Origin of the sequence: Dyadobacter sp. (assembly GCF_017744695.1) — a bacterium.
Lineage (GTDB): Bacteria > Bacteroidota > Bacteroidia > Cytophagales > Spirosomataceae > Dyadobacter.
The window spans coordinates 299531-318176 of the sequence record NZ_JAGIAS010000006.1 but is presented as its reverse complement, the minus strand read 5'-3'; the positions used below and the strand labels follow the sequence as shown (position 1 = coordinate 318176).

14 protein-coding genes are annotated in these 18646 nt (G+C 50.4%); 1 reads left to right on the top strand and 13 read right to left on the bottom strand.

The features are described from left to right. Window positions 1–99: 99 nt before the first annotated feature. From J7619_RS22075 to J7619_RS22015, 13 genes are all read right to left on the bottom strand, one after another. A complete protein-coding gene (locus J7619_RS22075; protein ID WP_291203787.1) occupies window positions 100–993 on the bottom strand; it encodes an anti-sigma factor in 894 nt (297 codons plus the stop codon). Further along, window positions 990–1535 (bottom strand): RNA polymerase sigma factor, encoded by a 546-nt coding sequence (locus J7619_RS22070; RefSeq protein ID WP_291203784.1) that lies wholly within the window; start codon window positions 1533–1535, stop codon window positions 990–992. Before J7619_RS22070 ends, J7619_RS22075 begins: the two co-directional genes overlap by 4 nt. A gap of 243 nt (window positions 1536–1778) precedes the next feature. Continuing rightward, a complete protein-coding gene (gene gldF, locus J7619_RS22065) occupies window positions 1779–2507 on the bottom strand; it encodes a gliding motility-associated ABC transporter permease subunit GldF (protein WP_291203782.1) in 729 nt (242 codons plus the stop codon). A gap of 37 nt (window positions 2508–2544) precedes the next feature. Then, the gene (locus J7619_RS22060) at window positions 2545–3060 is read right to left on the bottom strand and encodes a DUF4199 domain-containing protein (RefSeq protein WP_291203779.1); all 516 of its coding nucleotides are present in this window, start codon (window positions 3058–3060) and stop codon (window positions 2545–2547) included. 6 nt (window positions 3061–3066) lie between these two features. Continuing rightward, window positions 3067–3630, bottom strand: coding sequence for a DUF4199 domain-containing protein (locus J7619_RS22055; protein WP_291203776.1), 564 nt, complete (start codon window positions 3628–3630; stop codon window positions 3067–3069). After that, window positions 3627–4910 carry a dihydroorotase family protein gene (locus tag J7619_RS22050; protein WP_291203773.1) on the bottom strand — a complete coding sequence of 428 codons (1284 nt, stop codon included), beginning with the start codon at window positions 4908–4910 and terminating at the stop codon, window positions 3627–3629. Before J7619_RS22050 ends, J7619_RS22055 begins: the two co-directional genes overlap by 4 nt. Before the next feature lie 80 nt (window positions 4911–4990). Further along, window positions 4991–5371, bottom strand: coding sequence for a glycine cleavage system protein GcvH (gene gcvH, locus J7619_RS22045; RefSeq protein WP_291203770.1), 381 nt, complete (start codon window positions 5369–5371; stop codon window positions 4991–4993). A 76-nt stretch (window positions 5372–5447) separates the two neighbouring features. Next, a complete protein-coding gene (sprA, locus tag J7619_RS22040; RefSeq protein WP_291203767.1) occupies window positions 5448–12656 on the bottom strand; it encodes a cell surface protein SprA in 7209 nt (2402 codons plus the stop codon). 99 nt (window positions 12657–12755) lie between these two features. Beyond that, window positions 12756–13346 (bottom strand): Holliday junction branch migration protein RuvA, encoded by a 591-nt coding sequence (gene ruvA, locus J7619_RS22035; protein ID WP_291203764.1) that lies wholly within the window; start codon window positions 13344–13346, stop codon window positions 12756–12758. A gap of 33 nt (window positions 13347–13379) precedes the next feature. Beyond that, window positions 13380–14948, bottom strand: a complete 1569-nt coding sequence (locus J7619_RS22030; RefSeq protein ID WP_291203761.1) for a lytic transglycosylase domain-containing protein — start codon at window positions 14946–14948, stop codon at window positions 13380–13382. Window positions 14949–15200: 252 nt separating this feature from the next. After that, window positions 15201–16643, bottom strand: a complete 1443-nt coding sequence (gene gatA / locus J7619_RS22025) for an Asp-tRNA(Asn)/Glu-tRNA(Gln) amidotransferase subunit GatA (protein ID WP_291203757.1) — start codon at window positions 16641–16643, stop codon at window positions 15201–15203. Window positions 16644–16735: 92 nt separating this feature from the next. Beyond that, the gene (locus J7619_RS22020; RefSeq protein ID WP_015813903.1) at window positions 16736–16936 is read right to left on the bottom strand and encodes a twin-arginine translocase TatA/TatE family subunit; all 201 of its coding nucleotides are present in this window, start codon (window positions 16934–16936) and stop codon (window positions 16736–16738) included. A 71-nt stretch (window positions 16937–17007) separates the two neighbouring features. Then, entirely contained in the window at window positions 17008–17424 is a 417-nt protein-coding gene (locus J7619_RS22015) for a YkvA family protein (RefSeq protein ID WP_409012759.1), read from the bottom strand. A gap of 220 nt (window positions 17425–17644) precedes the next feature. Between J7619_RS22015 and mdh the strand changes: the two genes are divergently transcribed. Next, on the top strand, window positions 17645–18571 hold the full coding sequence (gene mdh / locus J7619_RS22010; protein ID WP_291203750.1) for a malate dehydrogenase: 927 nt from the start codon (window positions 17645–17647) through the stop codon (window positions 18569–18571). The last annotated feature ends 75 nt before the right edge of the window (window positions 18572–18646 follow it).

Sequence of the window (18646 nt, the reverse complement as noted above, 5' to 3'; positions counted from 1 at the left end):
CTGAGCGCAGTCGAAGCGCATGCACAATGTGCCCGTTCGGACTGCCTTCGACTTCGCTCAGGCTGACATTTTACAGCTGACATTTCTCAACTATTCTTTCTACACCACTTTCCCCATCACATACATTTCCTCCATCGTAGGGGTCGGGTTGCCGCCTTCTTTTTCCAGTGTAATAGCAAATGCGACGGAACCGGCTTTGGTATTTTTCATTTTCAGGACTTTGCCTGTGAATGCATTGTCGATCATCCCGATATCGACAGGCTTGCCATCCACGATGCTCCAAAGCTGGTATTGCTTGCCCTGGGGCGCGGCGGGGAGGTTCTGCACGTCGATCAGCACCTCGTTCGTTTGCGTGTTCCAGAACGCGGAAACGGCGCTTTCAGGCGATTTCGGCAATCCGGCCATGTGCACGTGCTTGTACGACGGGCTCCGGAACAATGCGGCAAGCGCCTGGTTATAGTCGGCCTGGCTTTTCATAGCCGCCATATCGGCTTCCATACTTTCCACTTTGGCCACCGCTTCATTGTTCGCATTCTTCATATCGGTCATTTGCATGAAAGACCATCCTGCAAAAATCGCCAGAAATACAGCAGCAGCTACGGCCAGCTTCGCCCACGCGGGCGTCACTACCTGCGCCTCCCCGCGCCCGAATGCATGGTCGATCACGCGCGCTTCGGGCTGTGCGGGCTCGATGGGCGCAGCGGCGTCAGGTTGGCTTACAGTCTGCTGTTCTGTCACATCCTCCGCTTCCGGTGCTTCGGCCGGGGCTTCGAAATTCATTTGTGCAAAAATCGACTCCTTCAAGGCCGGCGGGGGTGTTGCCTGGTGTTTCAGCGCATATTCTTCCAATGCACTTTCGGTACGCAACAGCTCTTCCTTGATTTCAGGGTAAATATGCGACATACACTCCACCTCCTGCTTCTCCTGGGGAGTAACAGTGCCCAATACATATTCCTCCAATATACCGGACTCTATATAGGCTTGGATATTCATACTGCAAAGTATTGTTTTAACTCTTGTAATGCGGTCCGGATCCGCGATTTCACGGTACCGAGCGGAATGCTCAGCTCTTCCGAAATTTCCTCATGCGTGTAGCCCTGGAAATAGGCCATGTCGATGAGTATCTTCCGTTCGGGCCGGAGCATGTCGACGATCGCCTTCATGTCCGAACTGATTGCTTGTGAATCTTCGTACGCATCCTTCTCATTAAGGACCACCGTGTTCTCAATATCATCCATTGCCGGTTTCCGGCCCTCCGCCCTGACTGCGTCTATCGCACCATTCCGCGCGATATTCATAATCCATGTAAACAATCGTCCTTTCTCGGGGTCATAGGAAGCGATATTCTTCCAAATCTTCAGAAAGCATTCCTGCAATACATCTGCGGCTTTCTCCTCATCCTTCAACGTTTTTGAAATGATATTAAACAAAGCTCCTGAGTAATGGTCGTACAGGAATTCGAAGGCGCTTCGCTCGTTTCTTTTCAGAGCTGGCACCAATTCCTCTTCCGAGTATTTTACCTTGCTGGTCGCCAAGAGTCGCTTAACATTTAATTGTAAATTAGTTAGTGGCAATCTAGTAAATTTTCCTACACGCCTCGACGGGCCATACCAAATTATTGCCTCGTCGCCATACAGGAAGGAAATCACTAAAGAGGGGGGAATGAGCTGCATTCCGGATTGTCTGTCTGAGTTCGCCATCGTAGTGTGCTTTTAGTCATATACGAACAGCAGCCCTCCATAGATCGGCAACCCTAATACTTATACCAGATGCGCGCCTTACTTGCGGAGGCTCTCTACACGCCAGAGTGTGAGGAAGATAAAGAAGATGATCAGGCTAAGGAGATAGATCACATTGCGGGAATCGACGAGCCCTTTACCCAACGCCTGGTATTGAACGTCCAGGGCTATACCGGAGAGCAAATTAGCCGCAAAACCATCGCCAAACATGCCCGAAACGGCACCGAAACCCACATACCAGATGAATGCGAGGAACACGCCGAGGATGAATGCGACGATCTGGTTATCATTCAAGGAAGATGCCCAAACACCCATCGCCACGAGCACACCGCTGAGCAGCAGCAGGCCAAGGTACGAGCCGGCCACGGCCGCAGAATCCACGTCGCCGACCGGATTGCCGAGTTTATAAACACTGTAATAATAAATGAGCGTCGGTAGCAATGTAAGCACAACGAGTACCCAGTTGGCCAGAAACTTGCCGAGTACGAGATCGATGTTCCGGATAGGCTTGGTAAGGAGCAATTCCAGCGTCCCATTGCGCGATTCCTCGGCCAGCGAACGCATCGTAATGGCCGGGATGAGGAAGATCAGAACATAAGGTGCGAGGCCGAAAAAAGAGCCGAGGTCGGCATAACCATAGTCCAGGATGTTGGAATCCGGGAAAACCCATACGATCAGGCCTATGGTCGTCAGAAAGACCGCCATCACGATGTAGGCGATCAATGAGTTGAAAAAACTGGCTACCTCTTTTCGGAAGATTGCTAACACTATTCGGGGATTTTAATAACGTCTTTTCAGGAATCGGTTACTCGAAAACCGGCTTTTCCTTCCGCATAATGGCGGCGATAATCAGCGAGAAAATGAAGCCCATGATCAGGTAGCCGAAAACCACCGTCACGAACATGATGCCGGGCGACATAAATTTCTGGGACATTTCCAGCGCTTGCTCGATTTGCGCATCATCCATCCCTTTTCCTTCCAGCTCTTCGCGCATCTGGTCGAGGCTCTGTGTGAGCATATTCGAGTCGATAAACTGGATATAGAAAATCGTAAATGCCGAGCTCAGCAAACCCAGCACGCCCGACGTAAGCGATCCAAGCCCCAGCCCTTCGCCATAGCTGATAAACCCTCCATTCTTCTCGCGGAAATCCTTCATGGCCAGAACGATCGCGACGATCATAAAAACATACGTCACCGAGGCTAATATTCTGTTTGACCCTAGTCCGGCTACGTACAGGATCGTCGAATACACCATCGTTACAACGGCCGCCAAAAGGCCATATTTCAGGGCAACACGAGCGGTAGAGGTTTTTTCTTCCATGAAGGTTTAAGATTTGTTGTTTTGAATGATGCTGTAATCCTGTTTTCTCAAAATCAGCGAGATGACCAGGATCGGAATGATCAACATGACTGTTTTCTTTCCTACTTCGTCCGTGATGATTTCCGAGGTCTTCATGTCTCCCACACCATTAAACATCTTCTGAAACTCGGCCTCCCCGATATTCTTGACGAGCTCGGCTTTGCCTTGCAGCATCAGGTCCTTCATCTGGGCAATGTAGTCCGCAAAAACAGACGGATCGACGTAAGTTACAAAAAAATAGATCAGCCAGCCGGCGATCAATGCACCAACGGTATTTACAACGTAACCGATGGTTAATGCTTCCCACAAATGCAAAAGGCCGTTCCCGACTTTCTTGCGGTAGTACCAGCAAGCGCCCGCGATGAGGATAATGTGAATACCGATGTCAAGCACCTTGTTATTCCCCAGCGGCACAATGCCCATCGCATACAAGCCGAGGAAAAACGCAAAGACCAAAATGCCCAGCGCCAGCCCGAAAAGCAGCGACAGTTTTAAAATAGGTTTATTAAAATAGCCTAAAATCGAATTCATTTGAACCACTCCTGTTTACCATGATTGATCACGCCTCTTACCTTCCCTCTCAGCGTCTGTCCCAGGAACGGTGTATTCTTGGATTTGGAATAGCTCCTGCCGAATATCCATTCGCTATTCGGATCGAAGAATGTGAGATTGGCCGCAGCGCCTTCTGCTACGCTTACCTCGGGCAGGCGCAAAATACGACGTGGCTGCACGGTCAGTTTCTCCACAATATCGTCCACCACCAGTCCACTGTGCATTACCGACAGGGCGAATGCCGTTTCTAATGCGGTAATACCAAAATCGGCGTGGTCGAATTCCAGGTTTTTGCTTTCCTCGTCGTGTGGATTGTGATCTGACACAATGGTATCGATGGTACCGTCTGCCAAACCCTGGCGCAATGCTGCATTATCCTCCGCAGAACGGAACGGCGGGTTTACTTTCAGGTTCGTATCGAAGCTGATCAGGTCGTTGTCCTCGAACGCCAGTTGGTGCGCGGCGATATCCGCTGAAACGGGCAATCCCTTGGCCTTCGCTTCGCGGATCAGCTCAACACCCCGCACGGTCGACAGCAGCGAAACGTGCAGTACCGGCGCAGTAGTGTCGTAAGTATTTTTCTCTAATGCGTATTCGAGCAGTTTCAAGTCGCGGATGAGCATCATTTCTTCCGCCAGCGACGGCATTCCTTTCATACCCACGAGCGTGCTGGCTACGCCCTCGTGCATCTGCCCGTAAAGCGTCAGTTGACGGTCCTCAGGACGGTTGATCAGCAACGCATTCAGCGGGCGCAGGTACAGGATGGTTTTCAAAAGCAAATCTGCATTCTGCACCGGGTTTTCACCGTCTGTAAATGCAATGGCGCCGGCCTGATGCAGGTCCATCATTTCGGTAAAATCCACGCCGTCGGCTTTCTTAGTTACCGCCGCCGCGGGATGCAATGTCACAAGCCCGCCGAAGCCGCTGTGACGAATGTAGTTGAGGGTGTCCTTGGTATCGACCACCGGCTGTGTGTTGGGCAGCAGCACGATCTCCGTAAACCCGCCATGCGCCGCAGCTTCGCGCACCGAATGTAAATCCTCTTTATGCTCGAAACCCGGGTCACGCCCTTGCACGCGCATATCGACCCAGCCTGCGGATACGCAAAGGCCATTACCGTCGATCACCTGGGCATTGCCTGCGTCGAGGTTATCGCCGATTTGTTTAATCTTCCCGCCCTCGATCAGGATGTCTTTCACCTGACCATTGATGGGTGATTTCTTATCAATTACCCGAACCGAGCTAACTAACAATTTCATATTTATTTCAAACTAAACACCGGGATGCAACATAGAACCGGTTTCAAAAAAAAAGCTCCGGATGGAGCTTCAACCTAATATCAGGCACCTATCAATTCCTTGTACTGCTCTGCGGAAAGCAGTCCGTCTTGATCGCCGGGGTTGGCCAGACTGATTTTCACCATCCATCCGCTGCCGTAAGGATCGGAATTCACAAGTTCGGGCTCGCCGTCGAGGTCGGGGTTTACTTCAAGCACTGTACCTGCAACAGGGATAAAAAGGTCGGATACTGTTTTCACAGCTTCCACTGAACCGAAAACATCACCTTTGCCTAGTGCTTCGCCAACTGTGTTAATGTCCACATACACAATGTCACCCAATTCATTCTGAGCATGGTCGGTGATTCCGATAATTGCCGTATCTCCTTCAATACGAATCCATTCGTGATCTTCTGTGTATTTGAGTTCTGATGGAAAATTCATGATAAAATCAGGTAAGTAGTGAACATCTTTGGAGCGCAAATTACATGATGTAAGCTGTATTTTCCAAATCAAAATATTATTCAGCCAAATTGAACTTCAGCTGCACGCCACCGGCCGTACTTGCGCGGTAAAATGAGTTGGAAACCAGCGGATCGTTGAACGTCCGATCGAAATAGAATTGAACGCTCAAACGGTTGTTGACCATGTAATTCACTGTCGGGCGCAGCTGGAAGTTGATGTTTCCGGCGATCGGGATATTCTCCCCGTCGAACTTCCGCTGGATCGAGCGGGTATCGCGGAACGTCATTGCAAGCTGCATCGTCATATCGTTTTTCAGTTTCTTCTTCACACCATTGATCTTGAACGGCAGCGGCACATTGTTTTTGGTAAAGCCAATGTTAACCGTAATGTCCTGGTTGAAGAGCTCTGCCACCTGTGAATTCGAAAGGTTCAGCGCAATGGTACGGTCGCGGTTGTACTCCACGCGCGCGGTCACGCGGCTCTGCGTGCGCATCTCCACGCCCACGAGCGGCTGGAATTTCTCCGAAAGGGTAATGGTGCTCATCGCGAATACCGGAATGTACTGCCCAAGGTCGTTCAGCCTTGATGACAGCGGGTAGCCCGTCACGGCCAGGTTCACATAAAGCGCCTCGTAGTCGAGCGACGAGGTGAAGTTACCCACGCTGTAATTGGACATATACTTATGCCGCAATGTAAACGAACTGAACAACCGTTTGAACGCCGGAATGGACGAAAGGCCGGTATAGCTCAGATCCCAGTTCGGCATCGGGAATTTCAGGAACGGGTTGGTGCGCACCGTTTTCGGGTCCTTACCGGTATAAGCCGCGAAGAATGCCGAAATCAATACATCCTGCGACGTTTCGTTGTATTCGCCACCACTCTTGTTCTCCGCATTCAGGCGGTCGCGCAGGATAGCCCGGTACGCACGGAACTTGTCGAATACCGGCGAGGAATTGTCTCTCCGCATTTTGGCAAATGCAGTCCGGAACGACATAAACGACATGCTGAACTGGCCATTCCGCAGCGGGCTTTGCGACGCAAAATTGCCGGTAGAATCGGGCCGGTAGAATTCCTGGTAAGCATCCTGCCGTGTCAACCGCGCCTCGATGATCAGCCTGAAATCCTTGAAGGGTTCCAGTGTGGTATTGGCCGAGAAATTCTTGGCAATGGTTTGCTGGAACGGCATATTCTGCTGCTTGCTTTTCGTAATCCAGCCCTTGTCTGCCGCTTTCATCTGGAAGTTCCTGTCCTGCTGGCCCAGCACAAAGCCCAGCCCAGGTGCATTGGCATTATCGAGCCCGAAGTACTTAGGCGCCCTCAAATAGCCCGGCAATGCCGTTGTTTCCAGGACCGAGTAGCTGACATTGATACCGCGGACGGTCATCAAGGCCCTCGTAAGAGTCTTCACAATGTCGGTCGTACGCATATCGATGTCCTCGATATCACCTGGGCTGCGTGCAAAATTCTTTCTCGCGGCCGATGGGGTGTTTGCGAATTTGAGGTAGCGGAGTTTGTTGTAAAGTAATACAAAATCCACCTTCCCGGTAACGCCCCGCTCGCGGCTGTTCCTGATAATGTCCCCGAACGGCAGCCCTGTTGTGTCTTTCAGGTTCAATGCATTGGCCTGGTAGTTGTATCCGACCGAATGCTTGTAGTCGGCCGACATCCAGTCGAGTACCGGGATTTTGTCGAGCGGCAGGCGGTAAGTCAAATCGATTTTCTGGTCAAAATTCTTGATACGCCCCAGCTTCTTGAAATTGCTCCAAAGCGAATCCTTCTTCGCGCTGGTGTTGATATCCCCTTCCGGCTCGTCGATGATCGAGTTGGCGGTGGCTGCGTAGGTCAAGGTCATATTACGCGTCAGGTTCCAGCCGAAATCGTAATAACGGTTAAACCAGAAGTACTTTTCATACAACGGCTGAATACCGTCGGTGGTCAGGTCGGCATTACGCAACTGGGTTTTCAGGAAGCGGCGGTCCACGTCGGTACGCAACGAAACCATATTCGGCAGGAGCGTCACATTAAACTCTTTGATGAACTCCGCCCAACGGCCTGTCGCCTTCCATTTCTTGAATGGTTCAATGGCTTTGGGCTGGCTGGCATACATGTAGGAAATGCCGGCCCGGTACGCACGCTGATTGTACTCTTGGGTCAGGATATTCCTCCGCTTATCGTCACTGAATGCATAACTGAACGCGAAGTTCTCGAAATCAAAGAAGTGATTTTTCGCGCCCGGTTTGGTCTTGACCTTCCGGACGTTCGAGAAGTTGAACCCTCGCTTGACGGCATTTTCCTCTACCATTCGCCTGTACCCATCACGTTCCTCGTCCGTTCGAAGGTTATCCAGCGAGGTATTCAATGGTGTATCCGGATCGAGCGGATTGAAATGCGGTTTTACATTGCGTCGGTCATAACTTACAAACAGCGGGATCTGGAAACCCCAGTTGGCAGGCAGTAATTTATCCAATGCGATATTGGAAGAGAAACCATATTCGGAGGTAAAGTTCCGCGTGCGCTCACCGATGCGCTGCTGCACGGTCCCGAAACCAAACGTCTCGATCCGGCCCGATGCGGTCAACGTCGCAAAGTCAGCCAGTTTCGCATTCAGCTGCGCGATGGCCGCCATACCGCCGGTATCGTCGAAACCTTCGACGTGCATTTCATCCACCCAGATACAAAACGACTTCGCACGCTCATCCACCGATTTCGGGTTACGCATACCGATCATCATCACTTTCACGGCACTCAAATCCGGGTTTCCGACCACGGTCAGTTTGTACCTTCTGTCGGAGCTCATCACGGTGAAAGGCACACTCAGATTTTTGTCAATTTGCCGGTTACGCTGCGCTTTTGCATCCACCAGGTCGGCCAATGCAATATTGACCTCATTACCTTCCGGCCAGACTTCCGTATCGGGTCGGTCCCCCGGCCTGGTAGCTTTCAGGGCAGAAAGGTCGATCTCGTAGTAGTTCTGGGTAAGGTCGGTACCAATCCTCATAAATGCACCCACCATGTTGTCCTCGTCCTGCTCGTTCTGCATGTGTACATACATGCGCAGGCGTTTGCGGAAAAGCAAGTCGAGGTTTACATTTTTGAAAACCGCCCGCGAATCCCCGTCGCGAAGGCCGGTCACGCAAAGGCTCATCGATTGCTCATTCAGCAACAACGGCGGACGCTGTGTATTATCCTGATCCCGTTTCCAGGTAGGAGGAATTTTGTATACATATTTATTCGTAGCGCCATTGGCCTGACCATTCTCCTCAATACTCACCGTTCCCACCGTAAATTTCGCGTCATACGGCTCAGGAACTTCCTGCAAACCCGGTGCGTCAAGATTGTAGGTGTATTTACGATACTGCTGTCCTACCATTTGCAATTGTGCAAAACGAAGCACCACCGGCTGCTGGAAATCGGTCAGGTACATGCGCATAAAGCGGATCGACTTGAAACCATTCATACTCCCCACCATTCCCGAAAACTCCTTGATAGGAACACGGAAGAGATACCAGCTCTGGCCATCGTCGGTATTCACTGTTTTGTCAACAATATAACCGTTACCCACAGCAAGTTGCCCCGGTTTCAGGTCTATCTCATATTCATAATAGGATTCATTGTCGTTGATAGTGTTATCGACGTTCATATCCTCGCCATCGGGAATATTGGTCGACGCCGGTGTCACGTCCACAGATCTCCCCTGACTTTCCGGAGAGTTGTTCTCCATTCCTATGTAGTTCTTATAGCGTTCCAGCACTTTCTTATCTTCGGCGTCAAGGTCGGAGCCCAGGAAGAACTGGAAATCGTCACCGGAAGGGTCAGCAAGGATTTTCGCACGTGCTTCGGCAGTCAGGTTGGCGGGGAGACGATCGATGAAGGTTTTAAAGAAAGCACGCTCCTCCTCGTTGGTCAAACCATCCAAACCTACATCCTGCTTCTGACGCGCCCCATTTTCGTTGCTGAATGCATTGATCAGGTATTGTGATTTGGTAGCATAACCCCAGGCCGTTGAATCGACGTTTACACCCACCTGTTTAGGTACAAGAGGCAAACCGTTTTCAAAGTTGTAGCGCTCATCAGGGATTACATCTTCTGAAATATCCCCGAGGTTGAATACCAGCTTACCACCGGTGGTATTGGGTTTGTCAGAAAAACCGTCCCTTATCGCACCTTTGGAGTCATTGATAAACGGGTCGAGCATCCAGAACTCGATGCTTTCGATGTTGGCATTGTCAAAGTCGTTATCCGAGGTAATCGCGCGGCTCAGTGCCCCGAAATTATTCCTCGGGTTTTTCATGCGGCCGTCGGAATTGAGATCAGTGTTGTAATTGTACATTCCGCGCTCGCTTGGATAATAGGCAATATCCAATACTTGCTGCGGGTAGGTCACCAACCCCGCAATAGCACGGTTCGGGAAAATCTGGTTGGGCAGGTAAAGCCGTTCGTAATAGAACTTGCGATCGGCATCAGTGAAGTTGGTAGGCGGTTGATACCCTCCGCCGAGCCCCTGCGCCCCGCCGAAGATGTTGTCGACGGTATAGGCCGAAATCTTGGCGCGTTTGTAGCCATAGCTCAGGTCCTTACCCGTAAATCCATCCCTGAATTTGGCAGGCACTGCCGCCAGGCGCCATTTCTGAGGCTGACGGGCGAGGTCATAAACCGTACGCGCGGCCTCGAAGTCGTCCACGAGCGAACGGTTGTTCACATCCTTGGAAACGCCGGGAAGTAATTTGGCAAATTCCCCTTTGAACTGGATTGACGACATTTCCTTGGTCTGGATCAACGGCAATGCATCCAGCCATTTGGTCAGGAACGGTGCATCCTTACGGAAGTTTACATCAAACCCGAGCATGGTGTTGTTCACTGGTTCGTTCCCGATAGACACCCTCGAAAGAAAGCCCGCGGTACGCTCCTTGTATTTCATGGCTGTCAGACCGACACTCAGGTTGCGGTTGACTACATAATCCAGGCGTGTTCCCACCAAAGTTCTGATCTGGTTCTGGAACATATCCGGGCGCTCGTACTCGATCACGATCTCGCGGCCGGAAGCCAACACGCTGGAATTCAAAATCCGTACGCGGCCAATCTGTGCTTCAACAATATAATCCGAACCGGGGGAAAGCGGCACGCCGCCCGAGGTCACGGTTACCGAGGTTTCCAGCACTCCGAACGGAAGCTGCACCTCAGCTCCCCCACTCGACTGGTAAGCGCCCTTGATGAAAAACTTGTTGCGCTCCGAAACCTGCTGCGCGTCGATCATCGTCGTGCGATACAGTTCGTTGAACACATATTTGTTCCGGTACACGTCCTCACCGGGACCGAATTTTCTAGAAAGGTTGCTACCAAACGGTTCGAGTACAGGGAATATAATGCGCCCTGTCTTACTATCCATCGTGATACCATCCACAAAGTCGAAGTTTCCATCGGGTTGCAGGTCATTAACCGGGTTCAGGCGGTCGAGACCGGAGAGGCGGATCAGCGGAATATTGGCAATGCTACTTTCCTGCAAGTTGGGGTTATCGATACCGGTTTGGTCATCTTTATAAATAACCCTTAACTGAAACCCTTGCTTATCGATTTGACTTGTTCCGAGCGAATAGATGTTTTTCATCATCAAATCCCACATCGGCAACTTGGTGTTGTTCCGGATGGTCGAAGATTTCAGCAATTTCAGCGCGATTACCTCATTGTCCTGTCTGGCCTGGTAGTCCTCGGTCAGCTCCCCTACCTTGAACGCACGACCATTCAGGGTATATTCATAGGAAACCGCGAGGACTTCATCGTTGCGGAGCGCGTTGGTCAGAGAGATGTAGCCAAGCTGCGGATGAAATGTGTAGTCACGATCGAGGATCAATCGTTTCGCCCCGCGTAACAGTTCATAATCGATGGTTTTTTCAAGACCGAGGCCGGCGATGGCGGTATTGGTATTGTCGACCTGGCGGAAAGCGGTGTTATCCGATAGTTTCTTGTAAAGGCCGTTGGCGTCGTTGCTCGCGGGTGACGTAGAACGTACAGGCTGCAAATTAGGATTGCCGGCGCGGTACGGCGCAGGCTCGCCCAAATCAGCAAAACCCACGATATTACGCAGCGACTCGGTGGTGGTTGTACGGTTTGTCACATACACTTCGAGACGCGTCACGGTCACGCCGGAAGTAATCGTGGGCGTGTTTTGCAACGAACTTTCGTAAATGTTGCGGAAATATTGGGAAAGGAAGAAGTTCCGGTTTTCGTCGTAAGTATCGGCCCGCAATTCAAAGTCCCGGCTTTGCGCACCACCGCGCAATGTGATCCGCTCCTTGCTGGATTTCTGCTGAGAAGCAACGAAAGTGGCATTCAGACGTCCGAATTGAAACTCTGTCTTCAAACCAAACAAATTCTGAACACCCGGGATCAACTGGCTGTTAATCGCCCAGTTGATATTACCCGCCTCGATTTTCCGGATGAAGCTTTCTTCCGGGTTTTTGTAGTTCAGTTTGATCGCATTCTCGAAGTTGAAGTTGGCCTTCGTATCGAAGTTGGTCTGAAACCCGAGCTGGTCTCCGAGCTTGGCGTCAAAGTTGATATTGATCTGCTCGTTGAAAATGAATTGGGTATTCTTGCGCTGACGGATCGGGATAGCCGGGTTATCCAGGAACTGATGCATAAGCCCGAGATCCAGCGACACGAAGCCTGTGGGTTTGAAATTCACGAAATCATCCCCAAGTAATTTGGTCAACCCAGGCGGCAGGTCCAGCTTGGGCAGCAACCCGCGCGCGCCCATGGCACTGTTGCCGTCCTGCCTGCCCGCGTACTCACGCAGGAGGCTTTTGAATGCACGGTCTTCCTGGATCTTGTCGTACGTTTCAAGATCCATGCGTTCGGGGTAGCGATAGTTTAATGTACCGCCAGGTATAGCCAAACCAGGCGTCGGTGCGCCGGGCGTCGCCACGCCGGGCGTCTGAATTTTCTCGGTCACTGCAACTTTCCCTGCACTGTCGAGCGTAATGTTTGTGGAGATATTATTAGGCTCGCGCAGGTAGAATGGCGAACGCGGCCGCGGCTCTGAAATCCGGTTGGAATAGTAATCCTTCCATCGCATGATGAGCTGAGAGCCCGATCTGTCGATGTTTTTTTTGGTGGAATCTTCTTTAAGCGTGTCCGCAAGTATGGCCCATTCCTGTGCCTGGTCCGAATATGGCTCCCCCTTGCCGCCGGAAACGTTCACGAGTAACACCGCTCCGGCCGAAATGCTTAATACCTTAAAAAGAAATGAGTAAATCGTTGATGACAAGGTAATGTACTTATTTAGAGAAGGTTATATTTACAAACAAATCCATCAACACGATTTTACGGTTGTAAAATTTTTCACCAAATATCATTGCAGTTCCGGTTAACGTAACGCTAGTTTGATCAGATTTTCAACGCTAATGGATTGCCCTTCACGCTTGATGATGGCATCCAGACTTTTCTCCGCCGTCGGTTTGGGAATACCCAAAGTAACGAGCGCAGCCAACGCTTCGCTCCGAAGAGCGCTCGACGACGTTTCAGCAGACTTAGTACCTGTTGAAACGAGTTCTTCCTTTCGAATTTTGTCTCTTAGTTCGAGGATTACGCGTTGAGCAGTCTTGGACCCTATGCCTTTGATAGACTGTATCAGGCGCAGGTCTTCATCAATGATTCCCTGACGTATTTCCGAGGAAGAAAGGGAGGAAAGCATCACGAGCGCTGTCGACGGCCCGATTCCTGAAATGCTTGTCAGATCCAGGAAAAGCTTCTTCTCATCATTCCCCCAAAAACCGTAAAGGACGTGGGCATCTTCCCGTATATTGAGAAACGTTACCAGCTTGCACCGGGCACCAATGTCGGGGAGCGAAGTGTAGGTCTGTAATGAGATCCTGACCTCGTAACCTACTCCGTTGACATCGATGATAGCGTACGCTGGGTCTTTATAAGTTACAATCCCGTTAACGTAGGCAATCATAAAAATAGTATGTGTATGTTGAAGCGTTAATTTCTAGGTAGAAATAATCAGTTTTTGACCAGGCTTGATCGAGTTGCCCCTGATCTTGTTCCGTTTTTTCAACTGACCGATTTCCAGACCGTATCGCTGCGAAATAATCCATAATGTATCTCCTTTTTGTACGGTATGATAACGTTTCCGGGTATGACGCTGCTGCTTCGCCACTTGCTCTTCATCTTGCTGTGGCCTCGCTTTGGCGGCGATACGGGTTGCGGGTACAGCCTCCTTCACCTCTTTGTAGATCACGAGGCGCTGCCCTTTGCGAATATTGTTCCGGCGAATGTGGTTCCATTTGCGGACTGCCGCTACCGATACGCCATACTTTCGTGCAATGCCGGCAACATTGTCGCCGCGGCGGACGGTATACGATACGCGTTTGGTACGGCTGCGCTGGATCGTTTCTTCTTCGCCGTCTTCTTCATAATTTTCATCACCCGATACATTCTGCACGTTCGATGCGAGTACGTAAGGGAATGAGCCGTTGCCACCCAGCGAATCCGTTTTCGTGCTGTCGGCTTTGGCCACCATCACACCCGAAGGAAGGTATTTCCGGGTGCAGGAATCCATGATCGCGGCCCGGTTGCTCATCAGGTAAGTGAACCGTACGCTCGGCACTTTCAAAACGAAGTCACGCGTTTGATCCGGCAGTATCGTCTTGGTGATCTGCGGATTCAGCTTTTTGAGCACTTCGAAATCAATACTGGCATTGCTACAGAACGTAGCGAGATCAATATAGCCGTTGATATGAATGGTATCGTTCGGAATCTGAAACTCCGTGTTTTCAGGGAAAATGCCGTGATCGTAGCCGTAGTTCATCATGTAGTTCATCGCTACATACTGCGGAACATACGATCGGGTTTCGCGGGGGAGGACATTGTAGATCGTCCAGAAGGTAGTCCCGCGCGAGCGACGCATGGCGCGCTTCACGTTGCCCGGACCTGTATTATACGAAGCCAGTGCAAGCTCCCAGTCGCCAAAGATATTATAAAGCTGTTTGAGATAAAGACAAGCGGCTTCTGTCGCCTTCGCCGGCTCGAAGCGTTCATCAATGTACTTGTCCTGATAAAGGCCGAATTCCCGACCCGTTGCCGGCATGAACTGCCAGAGGCCTCCCGCCCGTGCGTGGGAAATAACCGTCGGGTTAAGGCCCGACTCGATCATCGAAAGGTATTTCAGCTCGGTAGGCAGCCCGTGTTTCGCCAGGGCTTTTTCGAAGAGCGGAAAATAGAGCGGCATACGCTCCATCATCGTCTGCGTGAATTTTGCTTTTTTGTAGATAAAGTACTCTACAAATTCGTGCGAAGATTTGTGATAGGTAAGCGGAATCGACTTTTCAAGCTTCGCGAACCGCTCTTTCAAAAGTTCCTGAGGTACGGCCGGATTGGCTCCGATTTCCTCGACTTCCGGGAGTGACGGCATCAAATCATCTTCTTCCTGAGCAATAGTCTCAACTGTATCCTGCCCGGACGTCAAACTCACCTGTGGAACCATCGCCATCACAGGCGCATTCCAAAACCCTGCACACATGGCTCCGAGCCACAATACTCTTTTCGAAATCCTCATTAATAAATGTTTTTTGAAGGTTAATCAATTCACGGTTTTCAATGGCTTGTACCTGTTGATGATCCATTTACAGATAGAAGAGTCCTTTTCAGTTTGAATTGGCCAGATGAATCAGAATAATCTCTAATACATTTTTAAATACTCACACAATATCCTCATTCAGAATAACGCAACAATTTTGCCGGTAATTCTGGCATTATATTTTTCACTAAAACACTGGTTATCAGCACAGCGTTCACATTTAGATGCCTGTTACGCTACGACCTCTTCCTTATTCAGTTCAGCAAGGTAGTTGGCAAATGCCAGCATTTTTTCCTCGCCGAAATAAGGGGCCATGATCTGAATCCCGATCGGCATCCCCTGGTCGTCCAGCCCGTTTGGAATAGATACCGCAGGGTTGCCCACGACATTCGCCTGCACGGTGAAAATATCGGCCAGATACATTTGTAACGGATCTTCCGTCTTTTCACCAATCGTAAAAGCTGTGGTAGGTGTTACAGGTGAAATCAGGAAATCGAACTGCTCGAAAAACCGGCTCGTTTCCTCCCGCACCAATCTTCTAACGCGTTGCGCCTTGGTATAGTATGCATCGTAATAATTTGCACTTAATACGAAAGTACCCAATAGTATTCTTCTCCTTACCTCATCGCCAAAACCTTCCGTACGAGTCTTTTTGTACATGCTTTCCAAATCCACGGATTCGGGACTGCGGTAACCGTACCGCACGCCGTCGAAACGCGACAGGTTCGAACTCGCCTCGGCGGTGGTCAGAATATAATAGGTAGGTAAAAGCGAATCCAGCAAAGGCATGTCGATACCTGTCACCTCGTGCCCTTCCGCGCGCAGGCGGTCGAGTACTTCGGATGTTTGTCGCCGGATTTCCGGTGCTATGGCTTCGTTCTCCACCGCGCTTCGGATATAACCGATTTTGGCTTTGCCTTTCCATTCCAGGTTTGCAGTGTAAGCGGGAACCGGACGCTCCGAAACGGTGCTATCGAAATCATCGGCACCGGACATTACTTCTAGGAGCAATGCGGCGTCCGCAACACTTTTTGTAATCGGGCCGATGCAGTCGAAAGACGACGCATAGGCAATGAGCCCGTAGCGCGAAACGCGACCGTAGGAAGGCTTCACGCCGATCACACCGCAGAATGCAGCCGGCTGGCGTACTGAACCACCGGTATCGCTTCCCAACGAGGCATGGCAAAGCCCCGCCTGAACGGCTACTGCCGAACCTCCGGACGACCCGCCGGGTACTTTGGAATTGTTAACGGCATTCAGCACCGGTCCGAACGACGAATTTTCATTCGAAGAACCCATCGCAAACTCGTCGCAGTTTTGCCGTCCGATGATGATCGCGTCCTCATCGATGAGCCGCTGCACGGCGGTTGCGGTATAGGGTGCTGTATAATTTTGAAGGATCTGGCTTCCGGCCTGCAAGCCGTGGCCAGTCAGCGAAAGTACATCTTTAAGACCGATCACCATGCCTGCCAGCTTTCCGGCAGTACCATTGGCGATCTTCGCATCCACGGCCAGGGCGGCCTTTTTTGCTTCCTCGGTATAAACTTCAACGAAAGCATTGAGATGCTTGTTAGCCTCTATTTTTTCTAAATAGTGATCAACCAACTTGACGCACGTCAAACCTTTTTCACGTAGATCTCTCTGAATTTCGGCCAGCGTCAGATACTCTTTCAAGGCAATTTTTTTGTGGGGTTGTAAATAAAGAATCAGAGCCGTTAAGTGGTAGCTTAATGGCTCTGGATCAAACCTTCGATAAGATGGAAGCGTTATTTGGGGTCTTCCATGCTTTTTTCAATATTTTCCTTAACGTCTTTAGTAGCGTTCTTGAACTCATTGATACCTTGCCCCAAACCGCGCATAAGTTCTGGGATTTTCTTTGCTCCGAAGAAAAGCAACACGAACAGAGCAACCAGGAAGATCTCCTGTCCGCCCAACCCCATAATTCCTAAAACGGTTATTGATTCCATATCTGTTTCTTTTATTAATGTTTACAAAAATAACTATTCTTTTTAATAACAACCAGCCCTCCGACCAACTTTTATCCGATATTAATTGTCTTGGCAGCCTTCTCCCAGTCTGCGAACTTCCGGATATCTTCGCCCAGCGTCTTGATGAGCCATACCACCAGGGCCACGTCGTCGGTGATGCCGATAACCGGCAGGAAGTCAGGAATAAGGTCAATAGGAGATACGAAATAAATGAGCACAGCGACTATCGACACCAGACTTTTCCAAGGAAGCTCCCTATATTCGCCGGAAGCATAGGCTTTCACCATGCGGAGCAGCAGCTGGACACTCGACTGGAATTCGGCGAAATTTCCCTTGAAGCCAACTGTCTGAAGCTTTCCCAGCACTTCTTTGGCAAGCTCAAACAAGCGGGTAGAATTTCTGGCGTAACGTCCTGCTTTCCCTTTGGCATTCTTAAAAAATATCGACTGTAAAATCCGCGAAATCATTGACTCGTCATTCATGGTACAAAGCAGGGAAAAGTGGTTTATAAAGCCATTATAACTATCAACTTACGGAAAAAATTGCGTTCGGGATGGCGGCCGGGCTTCCAGCCGGGGAGTTTGCGGCAAAAAATCAATTTCCGCTTGGTTTAAACAAATTATGTATCATACTTTTAGGAAAAAATATAAAAAGCATCAATTTCTATACAATTAACCATATTTCCCTATGAAGATTACTGTTGTAGGTGCGGGTGCGGTAGGTGCAACCACTGCCGATAATATCATTCGTCGTGAGCTGGCAGAAGAAGTGGTGTTGCTCGATATCAAAGAGGGTGTCAGCGAAGGTAAGTCACTGGATATGTACCAGACAGCAGCCTTGCTGGGGTTCAATACCAAGCCCATCGGCTCTACCAATGATTACGAGAAGACCAAAGGCTCGGATGTAGTGGTGATTACTTCGGGACTGCCTCGTAAACCGGGCATGACCCGCGAAGAACTGATCGGCATCAATGCAGGAATCGTGAAGGGAGTGACAGAGAATTTGCTGAAATATTCGCCGAAAGCGATCGTGATCGTAGTGTCCAACCCGATGGATACGATGACCTACCTGGCTTTGAAAGAATCAGGTATTCCTAAAAAACGGCTGATCGGTATGGGTGGCGCATTGGACAGCGCGCGTTTCAAAACCTATCTCGCATTGGCGATGGACGTTTCGCCGCTCGACATCCACGGAATGGTCATCGGAGGGCACGGTGACACAACCATGATTCCATTGACCCGTCTGGCCACCTACAACGGTATCCCTGTAAGCCGCTTCCTTTCGGCCGACCAGCTCGAAAAAGTCGCTGCCGACACCATGGTAGGCGGAGCGACGCTCACTAAACTGATCGGTACTTCTGCATGGTATGCGCCGGGCGCAGCCACAATGATGCTTGTCGAAAGCATTGTACGCAACCAGAAACGCATTGTGCCTTGCAGCGTTTACCTGAATGGTGAATATGGCCAGAAGGACATTTGCATGGGCGTACCGGTTGTGCTGGGTCGCGGAGGCTGGGAAAAGATCATCAACCTGCGCCTGAGCGATGCCGAAAAAGCGGCGTTTGAAAAGTCAGCAGAGGCCGTTCGGTCAATGAATGCAGCTTTGAACTTGTAAGCGAAACTTAAATAGCTAAAATACAGGCCGGTCCGGATTTCCGGGCCGGCTTTTTCTTTGCCCCGGGATTTGGTT